At 68.7% G+C, this 23,235-nt stretch carries 25 protein-coding genes; 17 read left to right on the top strand and 8 right to left on the bottom strand.

The genetic code is table 11. From position 1 onward, the window contains the following. Window positions 1-89 precede the first annotated feature (89 nt). From NOV86_RS07055 to NOV86_RS07035, 5 genes are read left to right on the top strand one after another with little or no spacing between them, the layout of a single operon-like run. Window positions 90-1,724 (top strand): ABC transporter substrate-binding protein, encoded by a 1,635-nt coding sequence (locus NOV86_RS07055; RefSeq protein WP_267640635.1) that lies wholly within the window; start codon window positions 90-92, stop codon window positions 1,722-1,724. A 7-nt stretch (window positions 1,725-1,731) separates the two neighbouring features. Continuing rightward, window positions 1,732-2,730: an ABC transporter permease gene (locus tag NOV86_RS07050; RefSeq protein WP_267640634.1), complete on the top strand. Its 999-nt coding sequence runs from the start codon at window positions 1,732-1,734 to the stop codon at window positions 2,728-2,730. Next, on the top strand, window positions 2,730-3,836 hold the full coding sequence (locus NOV86_RS07045) for an ABC transporter permease (protein WP_267640633.1): 1,107 nt from the start codon (window positions 2,730-2,732) through the stop codon (window positions 3,834-3,836). The genes NOV86_RS07050 and NOV86_RS07045 overlap by 1 nt, the downstream gene beginning before the upstream one ends. After that, the gene (locus tag NOV86_RS07040) at window positions 3,836-5,029 is read left to right on the top strand and encodes an ABC transporter ATP-binding protein (protein ID WP_267640632.1); all 1,194 of its coding nucleotides are present in this window, start codon (window positions 3,836-3,838) and stop codon (window positions 5,027-5,029) included. Before NOV86_RS07045 ends, NOV86_RS07040 begins: the two co-directional genes overlap by 1 nt. Continuing rightward, on the top strand, window positions 5,022-6,089 hold the full coding sequence (locus NOV86_RS07035; protein WP_368408726.1) for an oligopeptide/dipeptide ABC transporter ATP-binding protein: 1,068 nt from the start codon (window positions 5,022-5,024) through the stop codon (window positions 6,087-6,089). Before NOV86_RS07040 ends, NOV86_RS07035 begins: the two co-directional genes overlap by 8 nt. Before the next feature lies 1 nt (window position 6,090). Here NOV86_RS07035 and NOV86_RS07030 read toward each other — a convergent pair whose 3' ends face one another. The 3 genes from NOV86_RS07030 to NOV86_RS07020 all read right to left on the bottom strand — a co-directional run bounded on the left by NOV86_RS07030 (window position 6,091) and on the right by NOV86_RS07020 (window position 7,791). Further along, window positions 6,091-6,321: a hypothetical protein gene (locus tag NOV86_RS07030; RefSeq protein ID WP_267640631.1), complete on the bottom strand. Its 231-nt coding sequence runs from the start codon at window positions 6,319-6,321 to the stop codon at window positions 6,091-6,093. A 159-nt stretch (window positions 6,322-6,480) separates the two neighbouring features. Further along, complete coding sequence (locus NOV86_RS07025) at window positions 6,481-7,287, bottom strand: hypothetical protein (protein WP_267640630.1); 807 nt, start codon at window positions 7,285-7,287, stop codon at window positions 6,481-6,483. A gap of 3 nt (window positions 7,288-7,290) precedes the next feature. Beyond that, window positions 7,291-7,791 (bottom strand): GNAT family N-acetyltransferase, encoded by a 501-nt coding sequence (locus tag NOV86_RS07020; RefSeq protein ID WP_267640629.1) that lies wholly within the window; start codon window positions 7,789-7,791, stop codon window positions 7,291-7,293. Between the two features lie 154 nt (window positions 7,792-7,945). On the opposite strand from NOV86_RS07020, the gene pyrG reads away from it, so the two are divergent. The 7 genes from pyrG (at window position 7,946) to NOV86_RS06985 (ending at window position 14,397) form a co-directional block, all read left to right on the top strand. Beyond that, window positions 7,946-9,625 carry a CTP synthase gene (pyrG, locus tag NOV86_RS07015; RefSeq protein WP_267640628.1) on the top strand — a complete coding sequence of 560 codons (1,680 nt, stop codon included), beginning with the start codon at window positions 7,946-7,948 and terminating at the stop codon, window positions 9,623-9,625. Beyond that, window positions 9,625-10,542, top strand: coding sequence for a glutamine-hydrolyzing GMP synthase (guaA, locus tag NOV86_RS07010; RefSeq protein WP_267640627.1), 918 nt, complete (start codon window positions 9,625-9,627; stop codon window positions 10,540-10,542). Before pyrG ends, guaA begins: the two co-directional genes overlap by 1 nt. Before the next feature lie 4 nt (window positions 10,543-10,546). Further along, complete coding sequence (locus NOV86_RS07005) at window positions 10,547-10,873, top strand: DUF7126 family protein (RefSeq protein WP_267640626.1); 327 nt, start codon at window positions 10,547-10,549, stop codon at window positions 10,871-10,873. Window positions 10,874-11,019: 146 nt separating this feature from the next. Then, window positions 11,020-12,087 carry a DUF4397 domain-containing protein gene (locus NOV86_RS07000; RefSeq protein WP_267640625.1) on the top strand — a complete coding sequence of 356 codons (1,068 nt, stop codon included), beginning with the start codon at window positions 11,020-11,022 and terminating at the stop codon, window positions 12,085-12,087. A gap of 77 nt (window positions 12,088-12,164) precedes the next feature. Further along, entirely contained in the window at window positions 12,165-12,779 is a 615-nt protein-coding gene (locus NOV86_RS06995; protein ID WP_267640624.1) for a PH domain-containing protein, read from the top strand. Window positions 12,780-12,954: 175 nt separating this feature from the next. Further along, window positions 12,955-13,995, top strand: coding sequence for a DUF4397 domain-containing protein (locus tag NOV86_RS06990; protein ID WP_267640623.1), 1,041 nt, complete (start codon window positions 12,955-12,957; stop codon window positions 13,993-13,995). Window positions 13,996-14,079: 84 nt separating this feature from the next. After that, window positions 14,080-14,397 (top strand): cupin domain-containing protein, encoded by a 318-nt coding sequence (locus NOV86_RS06985; protein WP_267640622.1) that lies wholly within the window; start codon window positions 14,080-14,082, stop codon window positions 14,395-14,397. Here the strand turns inward: NOV86_RS06985 and NOV86_RS06980 are convergent, their stop codons facing one another. Next, entirely contained in the window at window positions 14,398-15,012 is a 615-nt protein-coding gene (locus NOV86_RS06980) for a MogA/MoaB family molybdenum cofactor biosynthesis protein (protein ID WP_267640621.1), read from the bottom strand. Between the two features lie 116 nt (window positions 15,013-15,128). Between NOV86_RS06980 and NOV86_RS06975 the strand changes: the two genes are divergently transcribed. Continuing rightward, window positions 15,129-16,169 (top strand): zinc-binding dehydrogenase, encoded by a 1,041-nt coding sequence (locus NOV86_RS06975; RefSeq protein WP_267640620.1) that lies wholly within the window; start codon window positions 15,129-15,131, stop codon window positions 16,167-16,169. Continuing rightward, a complete protein-coding gene (locus tag NOV86_RS06970) occupies window positions 16,159-16,479 on the top strand; it encodes a DUF7977 family protein (RefSeq protein WP_267640619.1) in 321 nt (106 codons plus the stop codon). The genes NOV86_RS06975 and NOV86_RS06970 overlap by 11 nt, the downstream gene beginning before the upstream one ends. Window positions 16,480-16,481: 2 nt before the next feature. Here NOV86_RS06970 and NOV86_RS06965 read toward each other — a convergent pair whose 3' ends face one another. From NOV86_RS06965 to NOV86_RS06950, 4 genes are all read right to left on the bottom strand, one after another. Continuing rightward, entirely contained in the window at window positions 16,482-16,802 is a 321-nt protein-coding gene (locus tag NOV86_RS06965) for a DUF7853 family protein (RefSeq protein ID WP_267640618.1), read from the bottom strand. Window positions 16,803-16,942: 140 nt separating this feature from the next. After that, complete coding sequence (locus NOV86_RS06960) at window positions 16,943-17,521, bottom strand: NUDIX hydrolase (protein ID WP_267640617.1); 579 nt, start codon at window positions 17,519-17,521, stop codon at window positions 16,943-16,945. Window positions 17,522-17,816: 295 nt separating this feature from the next. After that, window positions 17,817-18,083, bottom strand: a complete 267-nt coding sequence (locus tag NOV86_RS06955; RefSeq protein ID WP_267640616.1) for a hypothetical protein — start codon at window positions 18,081-18,083, stop codon at window positions 17,817-17,819. 229 nt (window positions 18,084-18,312) lie between these two features. Continuing rightward, complete coding sequence (locus NOV86_RS06950; RefSeq protein WP_267640615.1) at window positions 18,313-18,726, bottom strand: Lrp/AsnC family transcriptional regulator; 414 nt, start codon at window positions 18,724-18,726, stop codon at window positions 18,313-18,315. A gap of 101 nt (window positions 18,727-18,827) precedes the next feature. Here NOV86_RS06950 and carA point away from each other — a divergent pair, with 101 nt between their 5' ends. The 3 genes from carA (at window position 18,828) to NOV86_RS06935 (ending at window position 23,181) form a co-directional block, all read left to right on the top strand. Next, window positions 18,828-19,907 (top strand): glutamine-hydrolyzing carbamoyl-phosphate synthase small subunit, encoded by a 1,080-nt coding sequence (gene carA / locus NOV86_RS06945; RefSeq protein WP_267640614.1) that lies wholly within the window; start codon window positions 18,828-18,830, stop codon window positions 19,905-19,907. 65 nt (window positions 19,908-19,972) lie between these two features. Continuing rightward, a complete protein-coding gene (locus tag NOV86_RS06940; protein WP_267640613.1) occupies window positions 19,973-21,193 on the top strand; it encodes a polyamine ABC transporter substrate-binding protein in 1,221 nt (406 codons plus the stop codon). Then, window positions 21,190-23,181 carry a sensor histidine kinase gene (locus tag NOV86_RS06935; protein ID WP_267640612.1) on the top strand — a complete coding sequence of 664 codons (1,992 nt, stop codon included), beginning with the start codon at window positions 21,190-21,192 and terminating at the stop codon, window positions 23,179-23,181. The genes NOV86_RS06940 and NOV86_RS06935 overlap by 4 nt, the downstream gene beginning before the upstream one ends. Window positions 23,182-23,235 lie beyond the last annotated feature (54 nt).

Here is a 23,235-nt window from a genome sequence, read left to right as displayed (position 1 = left end):
CTGATAGCATAATATTTCGTACGGATACCGCATGATTTGTGGCCGCCTGTAGGGGGGTTTTATATGGTCGTGATGGGTAATACCGTCCCATGTCACGGAAGACCACCGACCGACGTGGATTCTTGAAGTATGCTGGTGCGACTGCGATCGCGGCCTCCGCCGCCGGCTGTATCGGCGGCGGGGACGGAGAGGGGACCGACGAGCCGACCGACGGGGGCGGCGACGGGAACGGTGACGGGGGCGGCACCGAGACCGACACCGACGGCGGCGACGACTCGATGGGGACCTTCGAGGTGTCCATCACGCAGGGGAACATGCCGTCCGGCCTCGACCCCCACGACCACCGTGAGACGCCGACCGACGTCGTCATGCTGCACGCCTACGAGGGCCTGCTCACCCGCGACGCCAGCGGGAAGATGGTCGAGGGGCTCGCGACGGGCTACTCCCGCGTCGACGGCGAACCCGCCGTCGAGTTCGAGCTGCGCTCGGACGTGACGTTCCACAACGGCGACGACTTCACCGCCGAGGACGCGGCCTACAGCATCAACCGCATCGTCGACGAGGAGGTCGGCTTCGCCAGCCCGCAGAGCGACCAGCTCGCGGGCGTCACCGGCGCGGAGGCCGGCGACGGGACGGTCCGGGTCAACACCGACGGGGTCAACCCCATCGTCTTCTCCGAGTTCGCGACCTACTGCGACATCGTCCAGAAGTCCTGGATCGAGGCGCGCTCGAAGCAGGAGATCGCCCAGGACATGAACGGGACCGGCCCGTTCAAGCTCGAGGACTACACCGAGGACCAGTCCGTCGTCCTCGTCCGTAACGAGGACTACTGGAACGACCCCGCCGCGGTGTCGAAACTGACGTTCACCGCGGCCAGCGAGTCCAGTACGCGCGTCAACCAGCTCGTCGCGGGCGAGACCGACATCGTCGTCAACGTCCCGCCACAGCAGGTCTCGAAGGTCAACAACAACGACGGCACCTCCATCAAGGCCTCGCCGAGTACGCGTATCATCTACAACGCGCTTCGCTACGACGTGGAACCGTTCTCCTCCAAGAAGTTCCGGCAGGCGCTGAACTACGCCATCGACCTGGAGAGCATCGTCTCGAACGTCCTCGGCGGCTTCGGTGCCCCGACCGGGCAGCCGACCCTCGAGAACTTCGTCGGGCACAACCCCGACGTCGAGCCGTACCCCTACGACCCCGACCAGGCCGAGACGCTGGTCGACGAGAGTGGCCACGCCGGCGTGGAGATCGAACTCCACACGCCCGCGGGACGCTACCTGAAGGACCTCGAGATCGCCCAGGCGGTCGCCGGCTACATCGACGAACTCCCGAACGTCTCCGCGACGGTCAGACAGCGGGACTTCGGGTCGCTCGTCGACGAACTGCTCACCGGCAACATCGAGGACAAGCCGAAGTGGTACCTCATCGGCTGGGGTGAGGCGACCTTCGAGGGCGCGCTCGTCATGCGGGCGCTGCTCGCCACCAACGGCGCACTCACCACCTGGAGCAACGACGAGTTCGACTCGCTGCTCGACAAGGCGGCCAACCAGACCGGCGACGCCCGCGTGCAGACGCTGCAGGAGGCGAACGCCCTCGCCCACGAGGAGGCGCCGTGGATCTTCCTCAACCGGCAGTTCAGCGTCTACGGCGTGGCCGACCGCGTCGACTGGCAGCCCCGCTCCGACGAGCGCATCGACGCCTACGCGATGAGCCCGAAGTAGACTCCACATGTCCCTCGCCCGGTTCCTCGTCAAACGAATACTGCAGGGCCTGCTCGTCGTCTGGGGGGTCGTGACGGTCGTCTTCGGGCTCCGGGTCATCGCACCCGGGAACCCGGCGAACGTCCTGTTGCCCCCGGACGTCGCGCCGGAGGTCCGCCAGCAGGTCGTCCGCGAGCTCGGGCTGGACCAGCCGATACACATCCAGTACCTCGAGTTCCTCGCAGGAATCCCCTTCGGCGACCTCGGCACGTCGCTCACGAACAACACCGCCGTCACGTCACGCGTGGCGCGGACGCTGCCCGCGACGCTCGAGCTGGCCATCGCCGCGACGTTCGTCGCGGTCGTCCTCGCCATCCCGCTCGGCGTCATCAGCGCGACCCGCCGGCACGAGCCGCCGGACTACGCCGCGACGCTGTTCTCGCTGGCGGGCATCTCGACGCCGAACTTCTGGCTCGGCGTGATGCTGGTCATCGTGATGGCCGTCGAGTTCAACCTGTTCCCGACGAGCCAGCGTGGCATCGGCTTCCCGGCCGTCGTCGAACTCCTGTTCAGCGGGCAGTTCGAGGCGGCGACCGACGGGTTCGTCACGTGGCTGAGCTACATCACGCTCCCCGCCATCACGCTGGGGACGTACTTCACGGCGCTCATCACGCGGCTGACCAGAAGCGGGATGCTCGACGAGCTCGGGAAGTCCTACGTCCGCGCCTCGCGGGCGAAGGGGCTCCCGGAGGTGCTGGTGCGCTACCGGCACGTCCTGCGGAACACGCTCATCCCCATCGTGACGGTCGTCGGGCTCCAGCTCGGCACCCTCATCGGTGGGGCGGTCATCACGGAGGCCGTCTTCGACTGGCCCGGCCTCGGACAGCTGCTCATCAGCAGCATCCGGGCGCGTGACTGGCCGGTCGTGCAGGGCTCGCTCATCGTCATCGCCGTCGGCTTCGTCGTCGTGAACATCCTCGTCGACACGCTGTACGCCTACATCAACCCACGGGTGGGATTCGACTGATGCCATTGCTCGATTCACTGTTGAAACTGTTGCGTGGTGTGACGCTCTCGCCGCGAACGCTCCGGAACCTGAAGAAGGAACTGCGGCGCAACTGGCTGGCGAAGATCGGCATCGGCATCGTGGTGCTGGTCGTCCTCGTCGCGGTGTTCGCGCCGTTCGTCGCCCCGGACCGACCGACCAAGCAGAACCTGGAGGAGGCACGCTCGCCCCCCATCGGGTTCTCCACGCAGTCGGTCCAGGAGGTGACGAAGAAGGAGAACGGCAGCGTCGTCTTCGAGGACGGCGAGATCGTGACCGAGAACCGGACCGTCTACGAGAACGCGACCTGGTCGCATCCGCTGGGGACCGACGGGAACGGTCGCGACATCCTCTCCCGGCTGATATACGGGGCACGGGTGTCGCTGCTCGTCGGCGTCCTCGGCACGTCGCTGGCGACGCTCATCGGCGTCACCGTCGGCCTCTCGGCGGGCTACTACCGCGGGAAGGTCGACGACGCGCTGATGCGTGCGGCCGACGTGATGCTGGCGTTCCCGTCGCTCGTGCTGGCCATCGCGCTGGTCGGCGTCTGGGGACAGGCCAAACTGCCCATCCCCGACCCGTTCGTCCAGACGGGGCTGGCGGGAGCCTTCCGCGGCGCGGTCGGTCTCCCCGGGCCGATGCCCGAGAAGACGGTGCTCCCGGGGACGGTCATCGTGGTCGTCGCGCTCGTCAACTGGGTGTGGTTCGCCCGCGTCGCCCGCGGGGAGGCACTCAGCCTGCGCGAGGAGTCCTACGTCAAGGCGGCCCGGTCGATGGGCGCGAGCGACGCGACCATCCTGCTCCGGCACATCCTGCCCAACGCCGTGACGCCCATCCTCGTGCTGGCGACCATCCAGGTCGCGGCCATCATCCTGCTGGAGAGCGCACTGTCGTTCCTCGGCTTCTCGGCCGCGAACGTCTCCTGGGGCTTCGACATCGCCCTGGGACGCGAGTACCAGACCACGGCGTGGTGGATCGCCGCCATGCCCGGCCTGGCCATCGTCGTCACCGTCGTCGGGTTGAACCTCGTCGGTGACTGGCTCAGGGACGCTCTCGACCCCGGTATCGAGGGGGAGGGTGGTGTCTGATGAGCCGGGCACGCGAGGACCTGCTCCGCGTCGAGGACCTCTCGACGCGCTTCTTCACCGAGGAGGGGCAGGTCAACGCCTGCGAGCGCGTCTCGTTCGACGTGCGCGAGAACGAGATCCTCGGCATCGTCGGCGAGTCCGGCTCGGGCAAGTCCGTCACCGCGCTGTCGGTCATCGACCTGGTGGAGTCGCCGGGCCGGGTGACCGACGGCGAGGTGTGGCTGCGCGACGACGAACTCGCCGAGGAGTTCCGGTCGAAGAAGCCCGCCGCGGTCGACGGCGACTTCGTCGACCTCCGGCAGCTCCCGAAGGGGGTGCGCCGGTCCCTGCGCGGGCCGACGTTCAGCACCATCTTCCAGGACCCGATGTCGAGCTTCAACCCGTCGCTCACCGTCGGCGAGCAGATCGCCGAGGCGGTCGAGGTCCAGCGCCGGACCACCGCCAACCCCCGGAAGACGCGGTCGCGGAGCCAGGGGTACGGTCTCGGGAACCTCATCGTGGACAGCCTCGTCCCGGACCGGGACTACACCAGCGAGGAGAGCCACGCCCGGGCGGTCGAACTGCTCGACCAGGTCGGCATCCCGGACGCGGCCGAGCGCGCCGACCAGCACCCCCACGAGTTCTCCGGGGGGATGCTCCAGCGCGCCATGGTCGCCCAGGCACTCGCCGGCGAACCGGACGTGCTCATCGCGGACGAGCCGACGACCGCGCTGGACGTGACCATCCAGGCCCAGATTCTGGACCTGCTGCGTGACATCCAGGAGGAGCGCGGGATGAGCATCGTGCTCATCACGCACGACCTCGGCGTCGTCGCGCGGATGTGCGAGCGCGTCGCGGTCATGTACGCGGGCGAGGTGGTCGAGCGCGGGTCGCTCGACGCCGTCTTCGACAGCCCGACGCACCCCTACACGCAGGGGCTGCTCGGCTCGCTGCCGGACCTCGACGACCCCGAACCGCGCCTCGACCCCATCGAGGGGAACGTCCCGAGCCTGCTCGACAGCGAGATGGGCGACCGGTGTTACTTCGCCGAGCGCTGTCCGAAGGCCATGGAGTCCTGTCTCTCCCATCCGGCCCACCGACGGGTCGGCGACGACCCGGACCACGAGGCCCGGTGCGTGCTCGCAGACGGCGAGTTCGACCCCGGACAGGCCCTGCCCGAGGACTACTTCGAGCGAGGTGAGACCGATGAGTGAGCCACTGCTGCGCGTGACCGACCTGGAGAAGTACTACTACGAGAACGACACGTTCCTCGACCGCGTGCTCGGCAAGGAGCGCCAGAGCGTCAAGGCCGTCGACGGGGTTTCCTTCGAGGTCCACGAGGGCGAGACGCTCGGGCTCGTCGGCGAGTCCGGCTGCGGGAAGTCCACGACCAGCGAGACGGTCCTCCGGCTCCGCGAGGCCACCGGCGGCACCGTGGAGTTCGACGGCGACGACGTCTTCTCGATGGACAGGGAGGAACTGAAGGCGTTCCGCCGGGACGCCCAGATCGTCTTCCAGGACCCCTTCTCCAGTCTCGACCCCCGGATGACCATCGGGGACATCGTCACCGAGAGCCTGCGCATCCACGGTATCGCGGGGCGCGAGGAGCGCATGGACCGCGCCGCGGAACTGCTCGACCGCGTCGGCCTCTCGCCGAATCACGTCGACCGGTACCCCCACGAGTTCTCGGGCGGTCAGCGCCAGCGCGTCGGCATCGCCCGCGCCATCGCGCTCGACCCCGAGTTCATCGTGCTGGACGAACCGGTGTCGGCGCTGGACGTCTCCGTGCAGGCGCAGGTGCTCAACCTGCTCGCGGACCTGCAGGAGGAGTTCGGCCTGACCTACCTGTTCGTCGCCCACGACCTCTCCGTGGTCCGGCACATCTCCGACCGCGTCGCCGTGATGTACCTCGGCGAGATCGTGGAGACGGGGCCGGTCGACGAGATATTCGAGAACCCCCAGCACCCCTACACCGAGGCGCTGCTGGAGAGCGTCCCGCGGCCCTCGACCGACGAGTACGGCCGCCGGGGCGACGTCCTCAGGGGCGACGTGCCCTCGCCGCGGAACCCGCCCTCGGGCTGCCGGTTCCACACCCGGTGCCCGTACGCCACCGAGGCCTGCAAGATGGAGACGCCGCCGGCCTACGAGCACGGCCCCCAGCACGAGGCGACGTGCTTCCGGCTCGACGGCGACCACGACTACTGGGACAGCGACCCGCTCTCACACGCCGCGGAATCGGTGCCAGAAGAGTCGGCGGTGCGCACCGACGACTGACTCACTGCACCCGGACGGTCTCTTTCAGGCGGTACTCGAACTCGACGCCGTAGTCCTGCCCGACCCGCTTTCGCTCGACGTAGCCCGCCCGGTTCACGTCGGCGAGCATGCTGGAGGCGCTCTCGGCGGAGTACTCGGTCAGACTGGCCACGTCGTGACAGTCCATCCAGTCGTCTGTGGCGAGTGCGCCGCATACTCTACCCCGGTGTGAGTCCGCACGGACTGTGGGCATAATACGCGGTACGGTAGCAAGGCGCATAACTTTCCGTCCTAATAATTCAGGGTCCAGTACCCGGGGACACGACAGGGATTGGTTCGTGGAAGACACGGGGCGTCCGTCCTACTCCTCGTGGGCGATGAAGACCCGGACGACGGTTCCACCGCTGTCGGGTCAGGCCTGCCCGGTGGGGACTGCTCGCAGGTCCGGATGGTCGCTACCCGCCGAGTCCCCCGCGGCGACCTGCTCCCGCCTCGCCTGCCACTGCTCGTGCCGGCAGAGCACGAGGACCGGAATCTCGTCGACACCCAGGATGTCCGCCAGCATGAACCGCGTGTAGCCCTCGTACCAGAGAACCTCGCCGTCGCGGCCGATGGCCACCAGTGGGTCGAGGCTGCTGGCGTACTCGGTCCAGTCCTCTGGGTCGTGGTCCGTCTCGACGTTCGGCTGCCAGCCGTCGTCCTCGATGGACCGGGCGAGGGCGTCCACATCGGCCAGTCGCTCGTTCTCGAACGTCTCGAAGTCGGGGTAGCCCCGTGGGTTCTCGCCCGCCTCGAACCGCGCTTGCACGTCCTCGTAGTAGTCGGTGGCTACCCAGTCGCGGCCCTCCTCGAACCGCTGGTGGAGTCCTCGGAATTTCGTGTTGTCGCGGATGGCCTGGCAGTGGCGGTCGCGGTCCCAGTCGCCGGTCTGGACGCGTCCGAGCCCCCACGGGAGTTCGAGGCCGGTGGTGAACCGCTCGACCTCGGCGGGGTCGACGTGGACGAACGACCAGGGGTCGGTCGGGGCGTCGGACAGCAGCCGGTTGCGCAGGCCGTGGAGGTGGGTGTACAGTTCGAACTGGTCGGCGATGGGGATGGGCGGGTGGCGGAGCAGCCGGGTCCGGAGGCGGTCGGCGAGGGCGGGCCGGACCGACCCCGCGAGGGAGCTGACGACGCCCTGTCGGAGGACCGATGGCGCGAGGAGTTCGTGCGGGGGCACGGCTCAGTCGAGGTCCTTCACGTACTCGGCCCGGGGCACGTCGAACTGCTCGTCCGTGGTCGTCTCGACGTGCTCGAACCCGACCGACTCGTAGAAGGCCACGCCCACGTCGTTGTCCGCGAGGACGGAGACGAACAGACGCTCGACGCCCGCGTCGGCGAAGTGGCGTTCCAGTCGGTCGAGCAGGGCGCTCCCGACGCCGTCGCCCCAGTGGTCGGGGTGGACGTAGATGCGGTAGAGGTCGGCGGTCCGGGCGTCCTCGCGGATGCCCTCGGCGAAGCCGACGACGGTCCCGTCGACCGCGGCGACGAAGAAGGGGCGCCCCTCCGGTTCGATGTCGTCCGCGACGAGGCGCTCGGGGTCGTACCAGTTCCGGACGATGTCGTCGGTGACGCCCTCGCCGAGGATGTCGTCGTACACTGCGTGGCAGGCGGCGTCGGCGACGCGCTGGACGGCCCGGGCGTCGGCTTCGGTCGTTTCGCGGAGGGTGACAGGGTCGGACACTCGCGGGAGTTCCGGGGCCGCGACCGAAAAACTACGGGTGGCGTTTCGGTCGCTGCGACGACGCCCCCGGTTCCTTTCGCCGGACTGAAAGACACGGCGTGACACGTCGCGCCTGCTCCGAAACCGTTTAGGGGGACTCTCGCGCACAGTCAGTATGCCGACCGATTCCGAAACGGGGTACGACCCCACACTCGGGAACAAATTCATCTTCGTGACAGGCGGCGTGATGTCCGGACTGGGCAAGGGTATCACGGCCGCGAGTACAGGGCGTCTTCTCAAGAACGCCGGCTTCGACGTGACCGCGGTCAAGGTCGACCCGTATCTCAACGTCGACGCCGGGACGATGAACCCGTTCCAGCACGGCGAGGTGTACGTGCTGAAAGACGGTGGCGAGGTCGACCTCGACCTGGGGAACTACGAGCGCTTCCTCGACGTCGACATGACCTCGGACCACAACATCACCACGGGGAAGACGTACAAGCACGTCATCGAGAAGGAGCGTGCCGGCGACTACCTCGGGAAGACGGTCCAGGTCATCCCGCACATCACCGACGACATCAAGCGACGCATCCGCGAGGCCGCCCGCGGAACCGACGTGTGCATCGTCGAGATCGGCGGGACCGTCGGCGACATCGAGGGCATGCCCTACCTCGAGGCCCTGCGCCAGTTCGCCCACGAGGAGTCCGAGGACGACCTGCTGTTCGTCCACGTCACGCTGGTCCCGTACTCCAAGAACGGCGAGCAGAAGACGAAGCCGACCCAGCACTCCGTGAAGGAGCTGCGCAGCATCGGCCTCCAGCCCGACGTGCTCGTCGGGCGCGCCGACGACAAGCTCGACGCCGAGACGAAGGAGAAGATCGCGCTGTTCTGTGACGTGCCGACGAAGGCCGTCTTCTCGAACCCCGACGTCGAGGACATCTACCACGTCCCGCTGATGGTCGAGGAGGAGGGCCTCGACGAGTACGTGATGGACCAGCTCGGGCTCTTCTCCCGGGCGCTCCCGAAGCGCGAGCGCGACAACACCTGGCGGAACATCGTCACCCGCGAGCGCGAGGGCGAGGTCGACATCGCACTGGTCGGCAAGTACGACCTCGAGGACGCCTACATGTCGGTCCACGAGTCGCTCAAACACGCCGGGCTGGACCAGCGCGTCGACGTGAACGTGGTGTGGGTCGACGCGGACGAACTCGCCGCCGACGGCGAGGATAGCGTCCACTACCGGCGGCTCCGCGAGGCGGACGGCGTGGTCGTCCCCGGCGGGTTCGGTGCCCGCGGGACCGAGGGCAAGATCGCGGCCATCGAGTACGCCCGCGAGCACGACGTACCCTTCCTCGGCCTCTGTCTGGGCTTCCAGATGGCGGTCGTCGAGTACGCCCGGAACGTGCTGGGCTTCGAGGGCGCACACTCCGCCGAGATGGACGAGGACACCCCGCACCCGGTCATCGACATCCTGCCCGAGCAGTACGAGGTCGAGGACATGGGCGGGACGATGCGCCTCGGTGCCCACGAGACCGACATCGAACCCGGCACCCTCGCGGCCGACCTCTACGGCGGCGACTCCTGCACGGAGCGCCACCGCCACCGCTACGAGGTCAACCCCGAGTACTTCGAGGACTTCGAGGACTCCGCGATGGTGTTCTCGGGCACCGCGGGCAACCGGATGGAGATACTGGAACTCGACGGCCACCCGTACTTCGTCGGCACCCAGTTCCACCCCGAGTTCCGGAGCCGCCCCGGTCGAGCATCGCCCCCGTTCGTCGGCCTCGTCGAGGCCGTCGTCGAGCAACAGCGTGCGGACGACGAGACAGAGGAGACCGAAGAGGTCGAAGCATAATGGTAGACACAGACGAGTTCATCCCCGAAGCAGTCGCAGAGATACAGGAGGAAATCGGCGATTCGAAGGCCATCATCGCCCTCTCGGGCGGTGTGGACTCCTCGGTCGCGGCCGCGCTGGCCTACGAGGCCATCGGCGACAACCTCGTGCCCATCTACGTGGACACGGGCCTGATGCGCAAGGGCGAGACCGAGCAGATCCGCGAGACGTTCGACTACATGCACTCGCTGGACATCGTCGAGGCACAGGACCGCTTCCTCGACGCGCTGGAGGGCGTCACCGACCCCGAGGAGAAGCGCGAGATCATCGGCGAGCAGTTCATCCGCGAGTTCGAGCGCGAGGCGAAGGCGGTCGACGCGGAGTACCTCGTGCAGGGGACCATCTACCCCGACCGTATCGAGTCCGAGGGCGGCATCAAGTCCCACCACAACGTCGGCGGGCTGCCCGAGGTCATGGACTTCGAGGGCATCGTCGAGCCGGTCCGCGACCTCTACAAGGACGAGGTCCGCGAGGTCGCCCGCGCGATGGGCCTCGAGGAGGTCGTCTCCGAGCGCATGCCGTTCCCCGGCCCCGGCCTCGCCGTGCGCGTCATCGGCGAGATCACCGAGGAGAAACTGGAGGTCGCCCGCGAGTCGAACCACATCATCGAGGAGGAACTCGAGGAGTACGACCCGTGGCAGGCCCTCGCGGCCGTCATCGGCAAGGCGACCGGCGTCAAGGGCGACAACCGCGTCCACGGCTGGGTCGTCTCGGTCCGCTCCGTGGAGTCCCGCGACGGCATGACCGCCCGCGCCCAGAACATCGACTGGGAGACGCTCCAGCGCATCCAGTCCCGCATCACCGGGACGAACGACAACGTCGCCCGCGTGGTCTACGACGTAACGCACAAACCGCCGGCGACCATCGAGTACGAGTGAGACGATGACGAAGGCCATCTTCGCCGGGACGGACGAGCACGCGCTCGTCGCCGCCCTGGAAGCCGAAGGTATCGAGGTGACGGTGATCCCGGACGTGGCGAACCGCCCCGCGCTCGAAGAGGCGGGCATCCACGACGCGGACCTGTTCGTCCTCACGGACGTCGGACAGGCGACCGCCATCCCCATCGCGAAGACGATGAACGCGGACGTCCGCATCGTGGTGTTCACCGACGACTCCCTGCCGGAGTTCGTCAGCGGGCAGGAGGTGCTCGCCGTGGACCCGGCGCTGCTGGACGCCGAGACGGTGGCCGAGGAACTCGCGTCCTCGTAGCCACACGCCGTTCTCACGCCGCTCCTCTCGCCGCACTGGGGGAAGTAACCGGTACACCGCACAGCTACCTGGGAGGAGTAACCGACCCTTCCCCCAGTTACCGTAAGTAATCGCTATTCTTGCAGGACCCGTGCTAGTCAGTCGCGATGACTACACGCAGAACCGTGCTCAAGACGGTCGGTATCGTCGGGGGGACAGCGGCACTCGGGGGGTGGCCCGTCGCGGCACAGGCCGACGACGACCAGTTCCCGTTCGATGACGACGACGTTGCCACCGCGGCGGCCGACCCTGTCGCTGCCCGCGTGTTCCACGCCGTCCCGGACGGCCCCGCACTCGACCTGCTCGTCAACGACTACGAGGTGCTGGAGGGGTTCGGCTACGGCCGGATCACCCCCTACGCGGAACTCCGACCCGGGCTGTTCGACTTTCGGACGATCCTAGACGTCCAGACGTTCGCGCCCGGTATCGTGGAGGGGCCGGAGGACACCCTGCGACTGCGCGAGGGTGACTACACCATCGTCGTCGCCGGCCCGAGCCTGCCGAGCGACGACGCGCAACTGCTCGTCTTCGAGGACGACAACACGCCCGTCCCGCGGAACCGGGCGCGGGTCCGAATCGTCCACGTCTCGCCCGACGCGGGCGCGGTGAACGTCGGGGCACAGGGCGTCGGCCGGCTGGCCCGCCGCCTCGAGTTCGGGGAGGCGACCGACTACGAGACGGTCCCCGCGGGCATGCTCGAACTCACGCTGCGCAAGCCCGGCGGGCAGGGCTCACTCGACGTGTTGCTGGCGCTCGCCGGCGGCGCGACCTACACCGTCTTCGCCCACGGGTTCCTCTTCGACGAGACGGGCGCGCTCTCCATCGGCGGCGACCGCGGCTTCAAACTGCTGCCCGTGGCGGACGACCTCACCGCCAGCCAGCGCGTCTCGCTCACGAGCATCCCGCCGCTGCGCCGCCGCCGTCGCCGGCCGCCGTGGTACGGTCGGGGCGGGTACGGCCGCGGTGGCTACTGGCGGGGCGGCTACTGGCGCGGTGACGACGGCCGCGGCGGCTACTGGGGCGACGACTTCTGGGACGACTACTGGTCCGGCGGGTACGGGGGTGGCGGTGGCGGCTGGCAACGCCGTCGCCGCCGTGGCGTCCACAGCCCGCGCGGCCGCGGGCCCGCCCCCGGCGACGACTTCCAGTCGCCGTGGCAGACGGGGGACACGTAGGCCGCCGGGAGCCTCGTCGTCGACCCGCTGACGCCGCGCCCACAACGCCTTTCGCGTGGCCGACCCATCACCCGACCGTGACGACTAGCGGCCCAATCGAGACGTTCGAGGCGGACCCGCGTCCGCTGCTGGTGACGCCCGGCGCGTACCTGCTCGGCGGGTTCCTCGCCGTCGCCTTCGCGGTCGTCGGCGGGCGGTACCTGACACCGGTCCTCGGCCCGAGCGCGGGACTCGTGGTCGGTGCGGCGGTGTTCGCGCTGGTCTGGGGGTACTTCGTCCTGCCGGGGGTGTACGAGGCGCGCTCGACCGAGATACGGCTCTACGAGGACCGGCTGGAGCGGACCCGCGGGGGCGTCGACAGCACCAGCGACGTGGTCCCCTACGACACCGTCGAGCTGGTCGCGGTCGAGCGCGGGCGGATCGACGCGTGGTTCGGCACCGCCACGCTGGTCTGCTTCCGGCCGGGCCACGGCGACCTCCGCCTGTGGTTCGTCGGCGACGCGGACCGGCTGGTCGCGGCCCTCGAAGAGCGGCTCCAGGTCGCCCACGACGGGCAGGGCCGCGCGACCGACGCCCTCGCGGGTGTCGGCGTCGACCCCGCCGGCCTCCCGGCGGATCGGTACGTGTTGCCCGTCGGGTCCATCCCGGGGTACACCGGCGGCGGGTTCGCCGGGGGCGATGGGCCGCGATGAATCATCCGCGAACCGTCGTATCAGGAATCGGGATGATATCGAAGTTTCCCGATTGCGAATGCATTCGAGTACGCTGATTTCTCCCCCGGCAAAAATATGTCGGGTTCTGAGTTGTTTCTCCCGACGAGTGAACGGGCGCTTACCTAACCGGGTTCCTCACCTCAGTACGGGTGCTATGGTAGCAACCAGACGCACTGTTCTACAGTCGGTCGGTATCGTCGGCGGGACACTCGCTCTCGGGGGGTTGGGGACCGTCGTCGTCCGCGCGGACTATCACGAGTCTACGGAGGAGGAGGCCGCTGCGGGGATGACCGAGCTGCGCGTCATCCACGCGTCGCCAGACGCGCCGGACGTCGACGTGCTCGTCGACGGTGACCTCGTGCTCTCGAACGTCCCGTTCGGGACCGTGAGCGAGTACCTCGCACTCGAGACCGGCGAGCACGACGTCGAGATCACGAAGGCCGGCGAGCCCGACACCGTGGTCTTCAGCGAGACAATCGACCTCGCGGAGGGCAAGTTCACCATCATGGCCCTCGGCGAGATCGGCGCCGCGACCTTCCAGCCGCAGGCGTTCGAGGACATGGCGACGGCCCCGATGGAGGACGAGGTCGCCATCCGTCTCATCCACGCGTCACCCGACGCGCCCGAGGTCGACGTGGTCCTCGTCGCCCTCAAGGAGGAGATCACGCCCGACGACATCCAGGTCGTCGAGCAACTGTCGTTCGGCTCCGCCAGCGAGTACCTGACGAGCCAGCCCGGCCCGCACGCCATCGAGGTGTACCCGGCCATCGACCCCGAGTCGCCACCCGAGGCGCCGCCGGAGCCGGTCGCGACCGCCGAGGTCGACCTGCAGGGCGGCAAGGCCTACAGTGGCATCGCGCTCGGCTACCTCGAGGCCGAGGGTGACCAGCCGATGCTCGAACTCCAGCTCGTGACGGACGCGACGCTGGACGACCAGGCGGCCGAGGACGAGGAGCCCATCGAGGAGGAAGAGGAGGAGTTCCCGGTCGAGGAGGACGAGGAGATACTCTGCCCGACCGACGAGCCGGCCCCGCCCATCGAGGTCGACTGGATCAAGTCGGAGGGGGCCTTCGACCCGTGCACGAGCTGCTTCGGCCAGCGCGCCCGCCAGCCCGTCCCGCGGGGCTACTTCCCCGTCCGCCAGCGCCCGTTCACGTTCCGGCCGACCTGGGGGCTCCGGCGCCGCTACTACTGAGCGGGTTCGGTCGTCCCTGCTCACCCGTGTCGCGCTTTTTCTTCGACCACCATCGCTAAGAGCGGTGCCGCCGCAGAATCGACCATGGCGCTTGACCGCTATCCGGACCTCGACCCCGACGCGGGCGAGGTGCTCGACGCAGAGGTCGTCGTCGCCGACGACGTGCTCGTGAAGGCATTCGCACTCGGCCCCGGCGCGACGCTCGAACCGCACGAACACGGCTCGTCGGCCAACGTCTTCCACGTCGTCGAGGGGACCGTGACCGTCATCCAGGACGACACCGAGGAGACCGTCTCCGCACCCGGCGTGGTGTTCCACGACCGGGGCGTCGCCCACGGGGCGCGCAACGACGGGGACGAGGCGGCCGTCCTGACCGCGACGCTCGCACCGTTCCCGGGCTGATTACTCCTCTTCCTCGTCCTCGTCGGGGATGGCACGCTGTGCCAGCCCGGCGAGGTGGGGCGCCTCGGGGAGGATTATCTCCTCGATGCCGAGTTCGACGGCCGGGCGACTCCCCGGCAGGCAGAACACCGGACAGCCCTGCGAGATGCCCGCGGTGGCCCGGGTCGCGACCACGGTCGTCCCGATGTCGTCGTAGGAGAGCCGCCGGAACAGCTCGCCGAAGCCCGGCAACTCCTTGCGGAACAGCTGTCTCGCGGCCTCGACGGTCACGTCGTCCGGCGTGACGCCGGTCCCGCCGGTCGTGACCACCACGTCGACGTCCTTGCGCTCGGTGAGCCGCGAGACGGCCCCCTGGACGTTGTCGAACTCGTCGGCGACCAGTTCGCGCACCGTCACCTCGTGGCCCTCGTCCTCGATGGCGGCCTCGAGGGCGTCGCCCGCCGCGTCCTCCTCCAGCGTCCGCGAGGACGAGACGGTCACGACGCCGAAGCCGAGGGAGGTGATGTCGTGGTGATGGTGGTGGTCGTGGTCGTGTCCTCCGTCCCCGTCGTGGCCGTGGTGGTCGTGGTCGTCGTGGCCGTGCCCGTCCGCATCCCCGTGGTCGTGGTCGCTCATGGCCGCGGTTTCGGGTGCCGGGCACAAAACCGGCCGTGGTTCGACGATAGTCGAACAAGAGGTAAGACATCGGACGAACACACAGGGTTTTTAATGAGCGACTGGACGGTCAGACCATGGAAGCCGTCCAGTTCAGCGAGCACGGCGAGTCGGACGTCATCGAGTACGGAGAGTTCCCGGACCCCGAGCCGGGGAGCGAGGAGGTCCTGGTCGACATCAAGGCCGGGGCGCTCAACCACCTCGACGTGTGGACCCGGCGGGGCCTGCCCGGCGTCGACCTCGAGATGCCCCACATCCCGGGCAGCGACGCCGCGGGCGTCGTCGAGTCGGTCGGCGAGGACGTCACCCGATTCGAGCCGGGTGACCGCGTCGCCCTGCTCGCGGGCGTCCACTGCGGGAAGTGCGAGTTCTGCCGCACCGGCGACACCGCGCTCTGCGTGCACTACCACGTCATCGGGGAGCACGTCCGCGGGGTCCACGCCGAGTACGCCGCCATCCCCGAGGAGAACCTCACGCCGGTCCCCGAGCACGTCGACTGGGAGACGGCCGCGGCGGCGCCGCTGGTCTTCCAGACCGCCTGGCGCATGCTCGTCGAGCGCGGCGAACTGCAGCAGGGCGAGTCCGTCCTCGTCCTCGGTGCGTCCGGCGGCGTCGGCCACGCCGCGGTCCAGATCGCCGCCCACGCCGGCGCGGAGGTGTACGCCACGGCCTCCAGCGAGGAGAAGCTCGAACACGCGAAGGAGTGCGGCGCCGACCACGTCATCGACTACGAGGACGAGGACTTCGCGGCGAAGATCCGCGAGATGACGGGGAAGCGCGGCGTCGACATGGTCGTCGACCACGTCGGGGAGGCCACCTGGGACAACTCGCTGAAGTCCCTCGCGAAGGACGGCCGCATCGTCACCTGCGGCGCGACGACCGGCCCCCGGCCGAAGACCAACATCAACCGCATCTTCTGGAACCAGCTGAATATCATCGGGTCGACGATGGCGACCCACGGCGAGGCCGAGAAGGCGCTCTCGCTGGTCTGGGACGGGACGTTCGAGCCGAAGATCCGCGACACGCTCCCGATGAGCGAGTCCCAGCGCGCCCACGAGATGCTGGAGAACCGTGAGGGCTTTGGCAAGGTGGTCGTAATCCCAGATAGTGAGCTCTGAGGAGAACGAGGGCGGCTACGTCCATCGGCCCGGTCAGGCCAGAGACGACGCGGCGGACGACGGGAACGACGATAGTCGCACGGCCGGCGACCACGGTGACGGCGTCGTCCACCCGGACGCGGTCGACCGCGAGTTCGACTACCGGGGCTGGACGCTGGTCGGCGTCATCGTCTTCGCGTTCCTCGTCGCGCCCATCGTCGTCTACCTCCGGCCGCCCGCGCTCCCCTACTGGGTCGCGCTGCTCGCGTTCCCGATGCTGCCGGCGCTCTTCCTCGGCCTGATGGCGGTGTGGGCGACGACGCGGCCCTGACGCTAGGACTCCAGCATCGGCGGCGAGCCGAACGTCTCCTCGATGCGGTGCACGATGGCCATCGCCATCGCCACGTCGGTGTCCGGCGTCTCCGCCCGCTCGGCGTGTGCCAGGAGGGCCTCCCGGAGGCGCCACGCCTCGTATGTGGTGAATGTCGTGGTGCCGTTCTCGAGCTTCCGCACGATGTCCAGTGCCCACCACGGCTCCTCGCCGTCGTGGTCCTCGCGCGTCAGCTGTTCGACCATCACGTGATGGACGACCCACGCCTCTGCCCTGCCGAGCCCGAACTCGCACTCGGGCCCGGGATGGTGCGTTGCTGCCATTGGCTCGTCACGGGAACTTCCCGTGGTGGACTACGCAGGTCGGGGTATAGAAGGTTGTGGCGTGTTAGCACACGCCATTTTTCGTCCGTCCGGTCGCGTTCCAGCCCCCGCAGAGCCCGTCGAGCGTGGCTACGACGGTCTCAGTCGAAGTCGCGGCGCATCGCGATCTCGAACCAGGGACAGAGACGGAGCTGGCGGTAGTACTCGGGGTGGTCGTGGAGGCGCTCGTAGGGCACCCACATCAGCCCCTCGACCTCCTCCGGGTCGGGGTCGAGGCTGGTGTCGGTCAGCGTGAGCTTCAGGACGGCACAGACCTCGTGTTCGACGCCCGCGTTCTCGAAGTAGCGCTTGTACTCGAAGCGGTCGGTCAGCTGGAGGTTCTCGTACTGGTCCGGCGTGATGCCGAGTTCCTCCTCGAGGCGTTCGCGGGTCGCGGCCTCCTGGGACTGGCCCTCGACCGGGTGCGAGGCGACGGTGCCGTCCCACCAGGTCCCCCAGAGGCGCTTGTCGGCGGCGCGCTGGGCGAGCAGGATGTTGTCGTCCTCGTCGAAGACGAGCGAGGTGAACGCGCGGTGGCGGATGCCCTCGCCGGTGTGGGCGTCGAGACGGTTCACGAGTCCCTGTTCGTTGTCGTCGGCGTCGACGGCGATGACCTCCTGGGACGCGTTCTTGTGCGGGAGTTCCTCGGAGGCGGTCTCCGAATCCTCGGGTGTGCTCATGCGTCAACAATCGACGACCCCGTAAAAAGGAACTTCGACTTGCCACGGCCGGGGCCGGCCGGCGTGACCACTCGAGCGTTCGTGAGACAGCGACCGGAGGACGACGGGTGTGTGCCGTGTACCAGTGTAGACGCCAGTCGTGTGCTGGTCGGCTGCCAGTCGATTGCCAGTCGTGTGTGTGTCGTCCGGTCCGGCCGCCGGGTTCCAGTCCGCCCCGTCGGTCGGCCTGCAGTCGCTTCGTTCCCCTCTGTGGCCACCCAACCCCGTTTCGTGTTCGTGTGCCAGTACTGCTCGCTTACGCGCCGGTCTCGACGGTCTGCTGCATGAGGGTCTTGATACCCCCGTAGAGGCCGAGCACCGCGGCACCGGTGAAGAACCCACCGATGGCGGACATCAGCCGGACGTCCTGTGGAATCCCGAAGGCGGTCGGCCAGAGCGTGATCCAGAACGTGAACAGCAAGACCATCTGCGCCAGCATCAGCATCACGAAGGCAGCGCCGGTGTCGACGCTGGCCTCTAGCGTGACTTCGTCGTCGCCGAATCGCTTGCTCGGGGTGGCCATGTGAACCGATTGAGGGTTCCGTCGGTTATCTCATATAGTTATTTATTCCTTTCTAACCAGTTCGATATCGGTACAAAGATTTTGTGGCTGGCCTGTCGCGGAGAACCGCGCGACTGCGGCGGGTTCTAACCGAGGGTTACCGACCGGTTAATCGAGGATTACCCGCGGTACGTTCCGGCCTGCCAACGTGTCGCCGCCCCGTCGACCGCCGTCCGTCGGCGCGGCGGCCCTAGCCGAGCCGTTCGTCGAGGATGAGCCGCGTCTTCGTCGAGACGACCTCCTCCAGCTCGCGCGCCTGCGTGATGAGTTTGTTGACCCCCTGCGTGTCCGCGCAGTCGACCACCAGCACGACGTCCTCCTCGCCGGAGACCTGCCAGACGAAGTCGACCTCCTCCCACTCGGCCATCCGCCCGGAGATGTCGGTGGTGTCGACGTCGACCGCAACACCTACCTCTATCATCGCCTTGACGTTCCCGGTCCGCGTCGCAACGGTGAACCGTTCGATGACGTCCTCTTCGGTCATCCGCTCGACGCGGTTCCGGACGGTGCCCTCGCTGGTGCCGACCTGTTCGGCGATCTCGGTGTAGGGTGTTCGGGCGTCCCGTCGGAGGATGTTCAGTATCTGGCGGTCGAGTTCGTCCATGGAGGTCGAACACTACCGGGCGGCAAGACTTGACCGTTACGAAATTCGTAGTCTGATTTCGAAAGCAAGACTTATTTGGGTTGGTCGATACGTATCTCGTAATGACGGACGCCTACGTAGCGCTGGAGGGTGGCCACGTCGTCGAGGCGCGTGGTCGTGCTCCAGGGACAGCCCGTGGCGAACTGGTTTTCACAACAGCCTACACCGGATACGAAGAGAGTCTCACCGACCCCTCCTACGAGGAGCAGGTCCTCACCTTCGCGTACCCGCTGATCGGGAACTACGGCGTCCGACCCGAACGCTTCGAGTCCGACCGCGTCCACCCCCGCGCGGTCGTCGCTCGTGAACTCACCGACGACGTGGCCGACTGGCTGACCGCCGAGGGCGTGCCGGCCGTCGACCACCTCGACACCCGCGACCTCGTCACCGACATCCGCGAGGGCGGCGCGATGAAGTGCGGTATCGCCGTCGGCGACGACGTGACCCCCGAGGACGCGCTCGCCGAGCTCGAGGAGTGCAAGACGATGAGCGAGCACACCGACATCGGCGCGCAGGTCTCGGTCGACGAGCCCGAGGTCTACAACCAGACCGGCGACGGCGCGACCGTCGCGCTCGTCGACTGCGGCGCCAAGAAGTCCATCATCGACTCGCTCACCGAGCGCGACGCGACCGTCCACGTCCTGCCCTACGACACGACGCCCGAGGAGGTCACCGCGCTCGCGCCGGACATCCTGTTCATCTCGAACGGCCCCGGCGACCCTGCGAATTTCGAAGCGGCCGTCTCGCTCGTCGAGTCCTTCACGGGCGAACTCCCCATCGCGGGCATCTGCCTCGGCCAGCAGATCGTCGCCCGCGCGCTCGGTGGCACCACCGAGAAGATGGACTTCGGTCACCGCGGCGTCAACCAGCCCGTCATCGACGAGGCGACCGGTCGCGTCGTCATGACCACGCAGAACCACGGCTACACCGTCGCCGACCCCGGCGACAAGCTCACCGTCACCCAGCGCAACGTCAACGACGACACCCCCGAGGGCCTCGACAGCGAAGAGCTGAGCATCATCACGCGCCAGTACCACCCCGAGGCCAACCCCGGTCCGCACGACTCCCTCGACTTCTTCGACGACGTGCTCGACATGGTCGGTGCCTCCAGCGACCGTCGAGCGGTCGTCGCCGACGACTGACCGCCACAGCCAGCGCGGCCGTCTCTTTATCTCTCGTACCCACCTACTAGCAGGTAGCACGGAGTATGGGGGGACGCAGTCGCCGGGCCGTTCTCGGTGCGCTCGCAGCCACGAGCAGTGGCGTCGCCGCCGGCTGTTTCGGGGCCGGTGACCGGCGCCGGCCACCCACGACGACCGACACGTCGGAGCGCGGGAACCCCGTGTTGCGCGACCGCCTCGGCCTCTCGCTGCCCGAGTACGACATCGAGGACGAGTTGCGCATCTTCCAGTGGCACGACTACTGGCCCCGGGAGACCATCCGGCACTTCGCCGACGCGTTCGGCGTCGACGTCACCGTCGACTACTACAACTCGAACGAGACGATGTACCGGGCGCTGCAGGACCCGACAGCGCCCTCGTACGACCTGGTCTTCCCCAGTGGCTACTACGTGACGCTCCTCGTGGACGAGGAACGCATCGCGCCCCTGGACCGCTCGAAGCTCACGAACTGGTCGAACCTCGCGCCGCGGTGGCGGACCCAGCCGACCTACGACCCCGGGCCCGGCCGGCACTCCGTCCCGTTCCAGTGGGGCACGTCCGGCATCGCCTGGAACCGCGACCGGACGGACATCCCACTGCCGGTGTCGTGGGACGTGCTCTGGGACGACGCGTACGCGGGCCAGGTCACGATGCTGAACGACGTGCGCGAGAGCGTCGGCGTCGCGCTCAAGCGACTCGGCTACTCCATCAACACGACCGACGAGAGTCAGGTCCGCGAGGCCGGTGAGCTGTTGCGCGAGCAGCGCCCGCTGGTGCTCGCGTACGATTCGACCCACATCGTCTCGAACCTCGTCGACCAGCGCGCCTCGCCCGTCCACACCTGGTCCGGGGAGGCGTTCATCGCCTACTGGCAGCTGTTCGAGAACGGCGACTCGCCCATCGAGTACCACATCCCGACGGAGGGCGGCGTGATGTGGGTCGACGCGGCCGCGATTCCGGTCACGGCCGCCCACCCGAACGCGGCCCACGCCTTCGTCGACTACCTGCTGGACCCACGGGTGAGCGCGACCATCTCGAACTACAATTTCTACGCCTCGCCGAACGAGGCGGCGCTCCCGTACATCGACGACTGGGTGCGCCAGAACCCCAGCATCTACCCGCCCCCGGACCGCCTGGAGGCGCTCGAGTACGTCCGCGACGTGGGGGCCGCCATCGAGACCTACGCCGCGGTCTGGGAGGCGGTGACCGGCCGGACGGTCGACGACGGCGCCGAACTTCTGCCGGCGCGCGAGTCCGGGGGCCGATGACGATGCGGGACTGGCCGCGGCGCTTCCTCCCTGCCGCAGTCCGGGGGAGCTACCTCGCGAAGTTGACCATCGCGCTCTTGCTCGTGGTCGTCGTGGTCGCCGGGGTCGGCGTGAACGCGTACCTCCAGGCCGACGCGGAGCTGGACGCGTCCGTCGAGGCCGACTCGCTGACGGTGGCCCGCCTCGAGGCGGACCGGGTCGGCGACTGGGACGACCGGAACGTCCGCATCGTCCGGATGCTCTCGAAGTACCAGGACCTCCAGCACGACGAACCCCGCGCTGTCGAGCTGTTCTTGCAGCGCGAGGCCTGGTTCCTGCCCGACACGGTCAGGGCGGTCCACGTCGTCGACGCGGACACGACGACGGTCATCGCCAGCACGGCCAGCTGGCGGACCCACGACGGGACCGACTTCGCGGCCGAGGGCGCCCCCTGGGCGGTGACGCCGCCGTCGTTCGGCGGGGGCGCGCAGGTCCACACGTCGTCGGTCTACACGTCGCTCGGGGAGCCGGTGGTGGCGTACGTCACGCCGGTCCCGCGGCGACCCGACCAGTGGCTGGTCCTCGTCGCCACCATCCCGTCCTTCGAGTCCAGCGCCGAGACGGGGGTCGAGACGGGGACCGTCCAGCTCGTCGACGGCGAGGGGACGGTCTTCTACGACGGGTTCGGCGGCGCGGTGCCACACCGGCTGGGCGAGAGCGAGGCCGGCGAACCCCCGGACTTCATCCGGGGCGGCCCGGACCGCGAGGCCGGGTTCCTCGGCCGCGGCGAGGTCCAGCCGCCGCTTCGCCCGGGCTACGTCCTCGGCTACGCGCCGGTCCCGGACAGCGAGTGGACGGTGCTGGTGTACACGCCGACCGCCGATGCCTACCAGGCGGAGCGCTCCATCACGACGCTGGTGTCGAGCATCACGGTCGTCTCGCTGGTCGGGCTGCTGGTCATCGCGGCGACCATCGGCCGGAACACGGTCCGGACGCTCCGGGGACTGGCCGAGAAGGCGGAGCGCCTGGAGCGCGGTGACCTCGACGTCGACCTGTCGACCGGGCGGGCCGACGAGTTCGGCGAACTCGCGGCGGCCTTCGACAGCCTGCAGCAGTCGCTCCGGCGCCAGATCGAGGCGGCCGAGGCGGCCCGTGCCGACGCGGTCGCGGCCGCCGAGGACCTCGCCGAGACGAACGAGGCGCTGGCCGAGCAACGCGAGATGATACTGGTCCTGCACCGCCTGCTCAGGCACAACCTCCGGAACGACCTGAGCGCCATCACCTGGAACGCCCAGAACCTCCGGGACGCCGACCTCGACGCCGACGAGGCGGCGGCGCTCGACGCCCTGCTGGAGACGGCAGAGCGCCTGGAGGAGCAGACCCGGAAGGCCCAGCAGATAGAGGACATCGCGGGCCGGGACGGGGGCGACGTCCACGAGGTCGACCTCGCGGCGGCGGTCGAGCACGCGGTCGCGGCGATGCGAGACGAGCACCCCCACGCGTCCATCACCGTGGACGTCCCCGAGCACGCGTTCGTCCGGTCGCTGCTCTCCATCCAGTCCGTCGTCGAGTACCTCGTCGACAACGCCATCCGGCACAACGACCGGGCCGAGCCGACCGTCGCGGTGTCGGTGACGCCGGCGAGCGACCCCGACGGGATGGTCGAGTTGCGCGTCAGCGACGACGGTCCCGGCATCCCGGAGACGGAGATCGAACCCATCCTGGAGGGGCGCGAACAGCCGCTCCGCCACGGCAGCGGCATCGGCCTCTGGCTCGTCGTCTGGACCGTCCGCAAGTCCGGCGGCCGGGTGTCGTTCGCGGACCGCGAGCCCCGCGGGACGACCGTGCTGGTCGAGTTCGAACCGGTCGGCCGGGAGGCCGCGGGCGAGGACGACGAGGAACCGACGGGACTCGCCGGTGGTCGTGCGTCCGCCGAGCCGGCTCTGGACCCCGACCTGTCCGGCCCGGACGGGGGGCGGTCGGGAGAGCGGCGGCCGGAACAGGACTGACCGGAGGGCGCCGGGATCTCCGCGGGGACTGGAATCCGGCGGGAGATTCCACGC

The organism is Haloarchaeobius amylolyticus, from assembly GCF_026616195.1.
GTDB classification, from domain to species: Archaea; Halobacteriota; Halobacteria; order Halobacteriales; family Natrialbaceae; genus Haloarchaeobius; species Haloarchaeobius amylolyticus.
The sequence above is the reverse complement of the archived record's forward strand: the minus strand, read 5'-3'. Positions and strand labels throughout refer to the sequence as shown.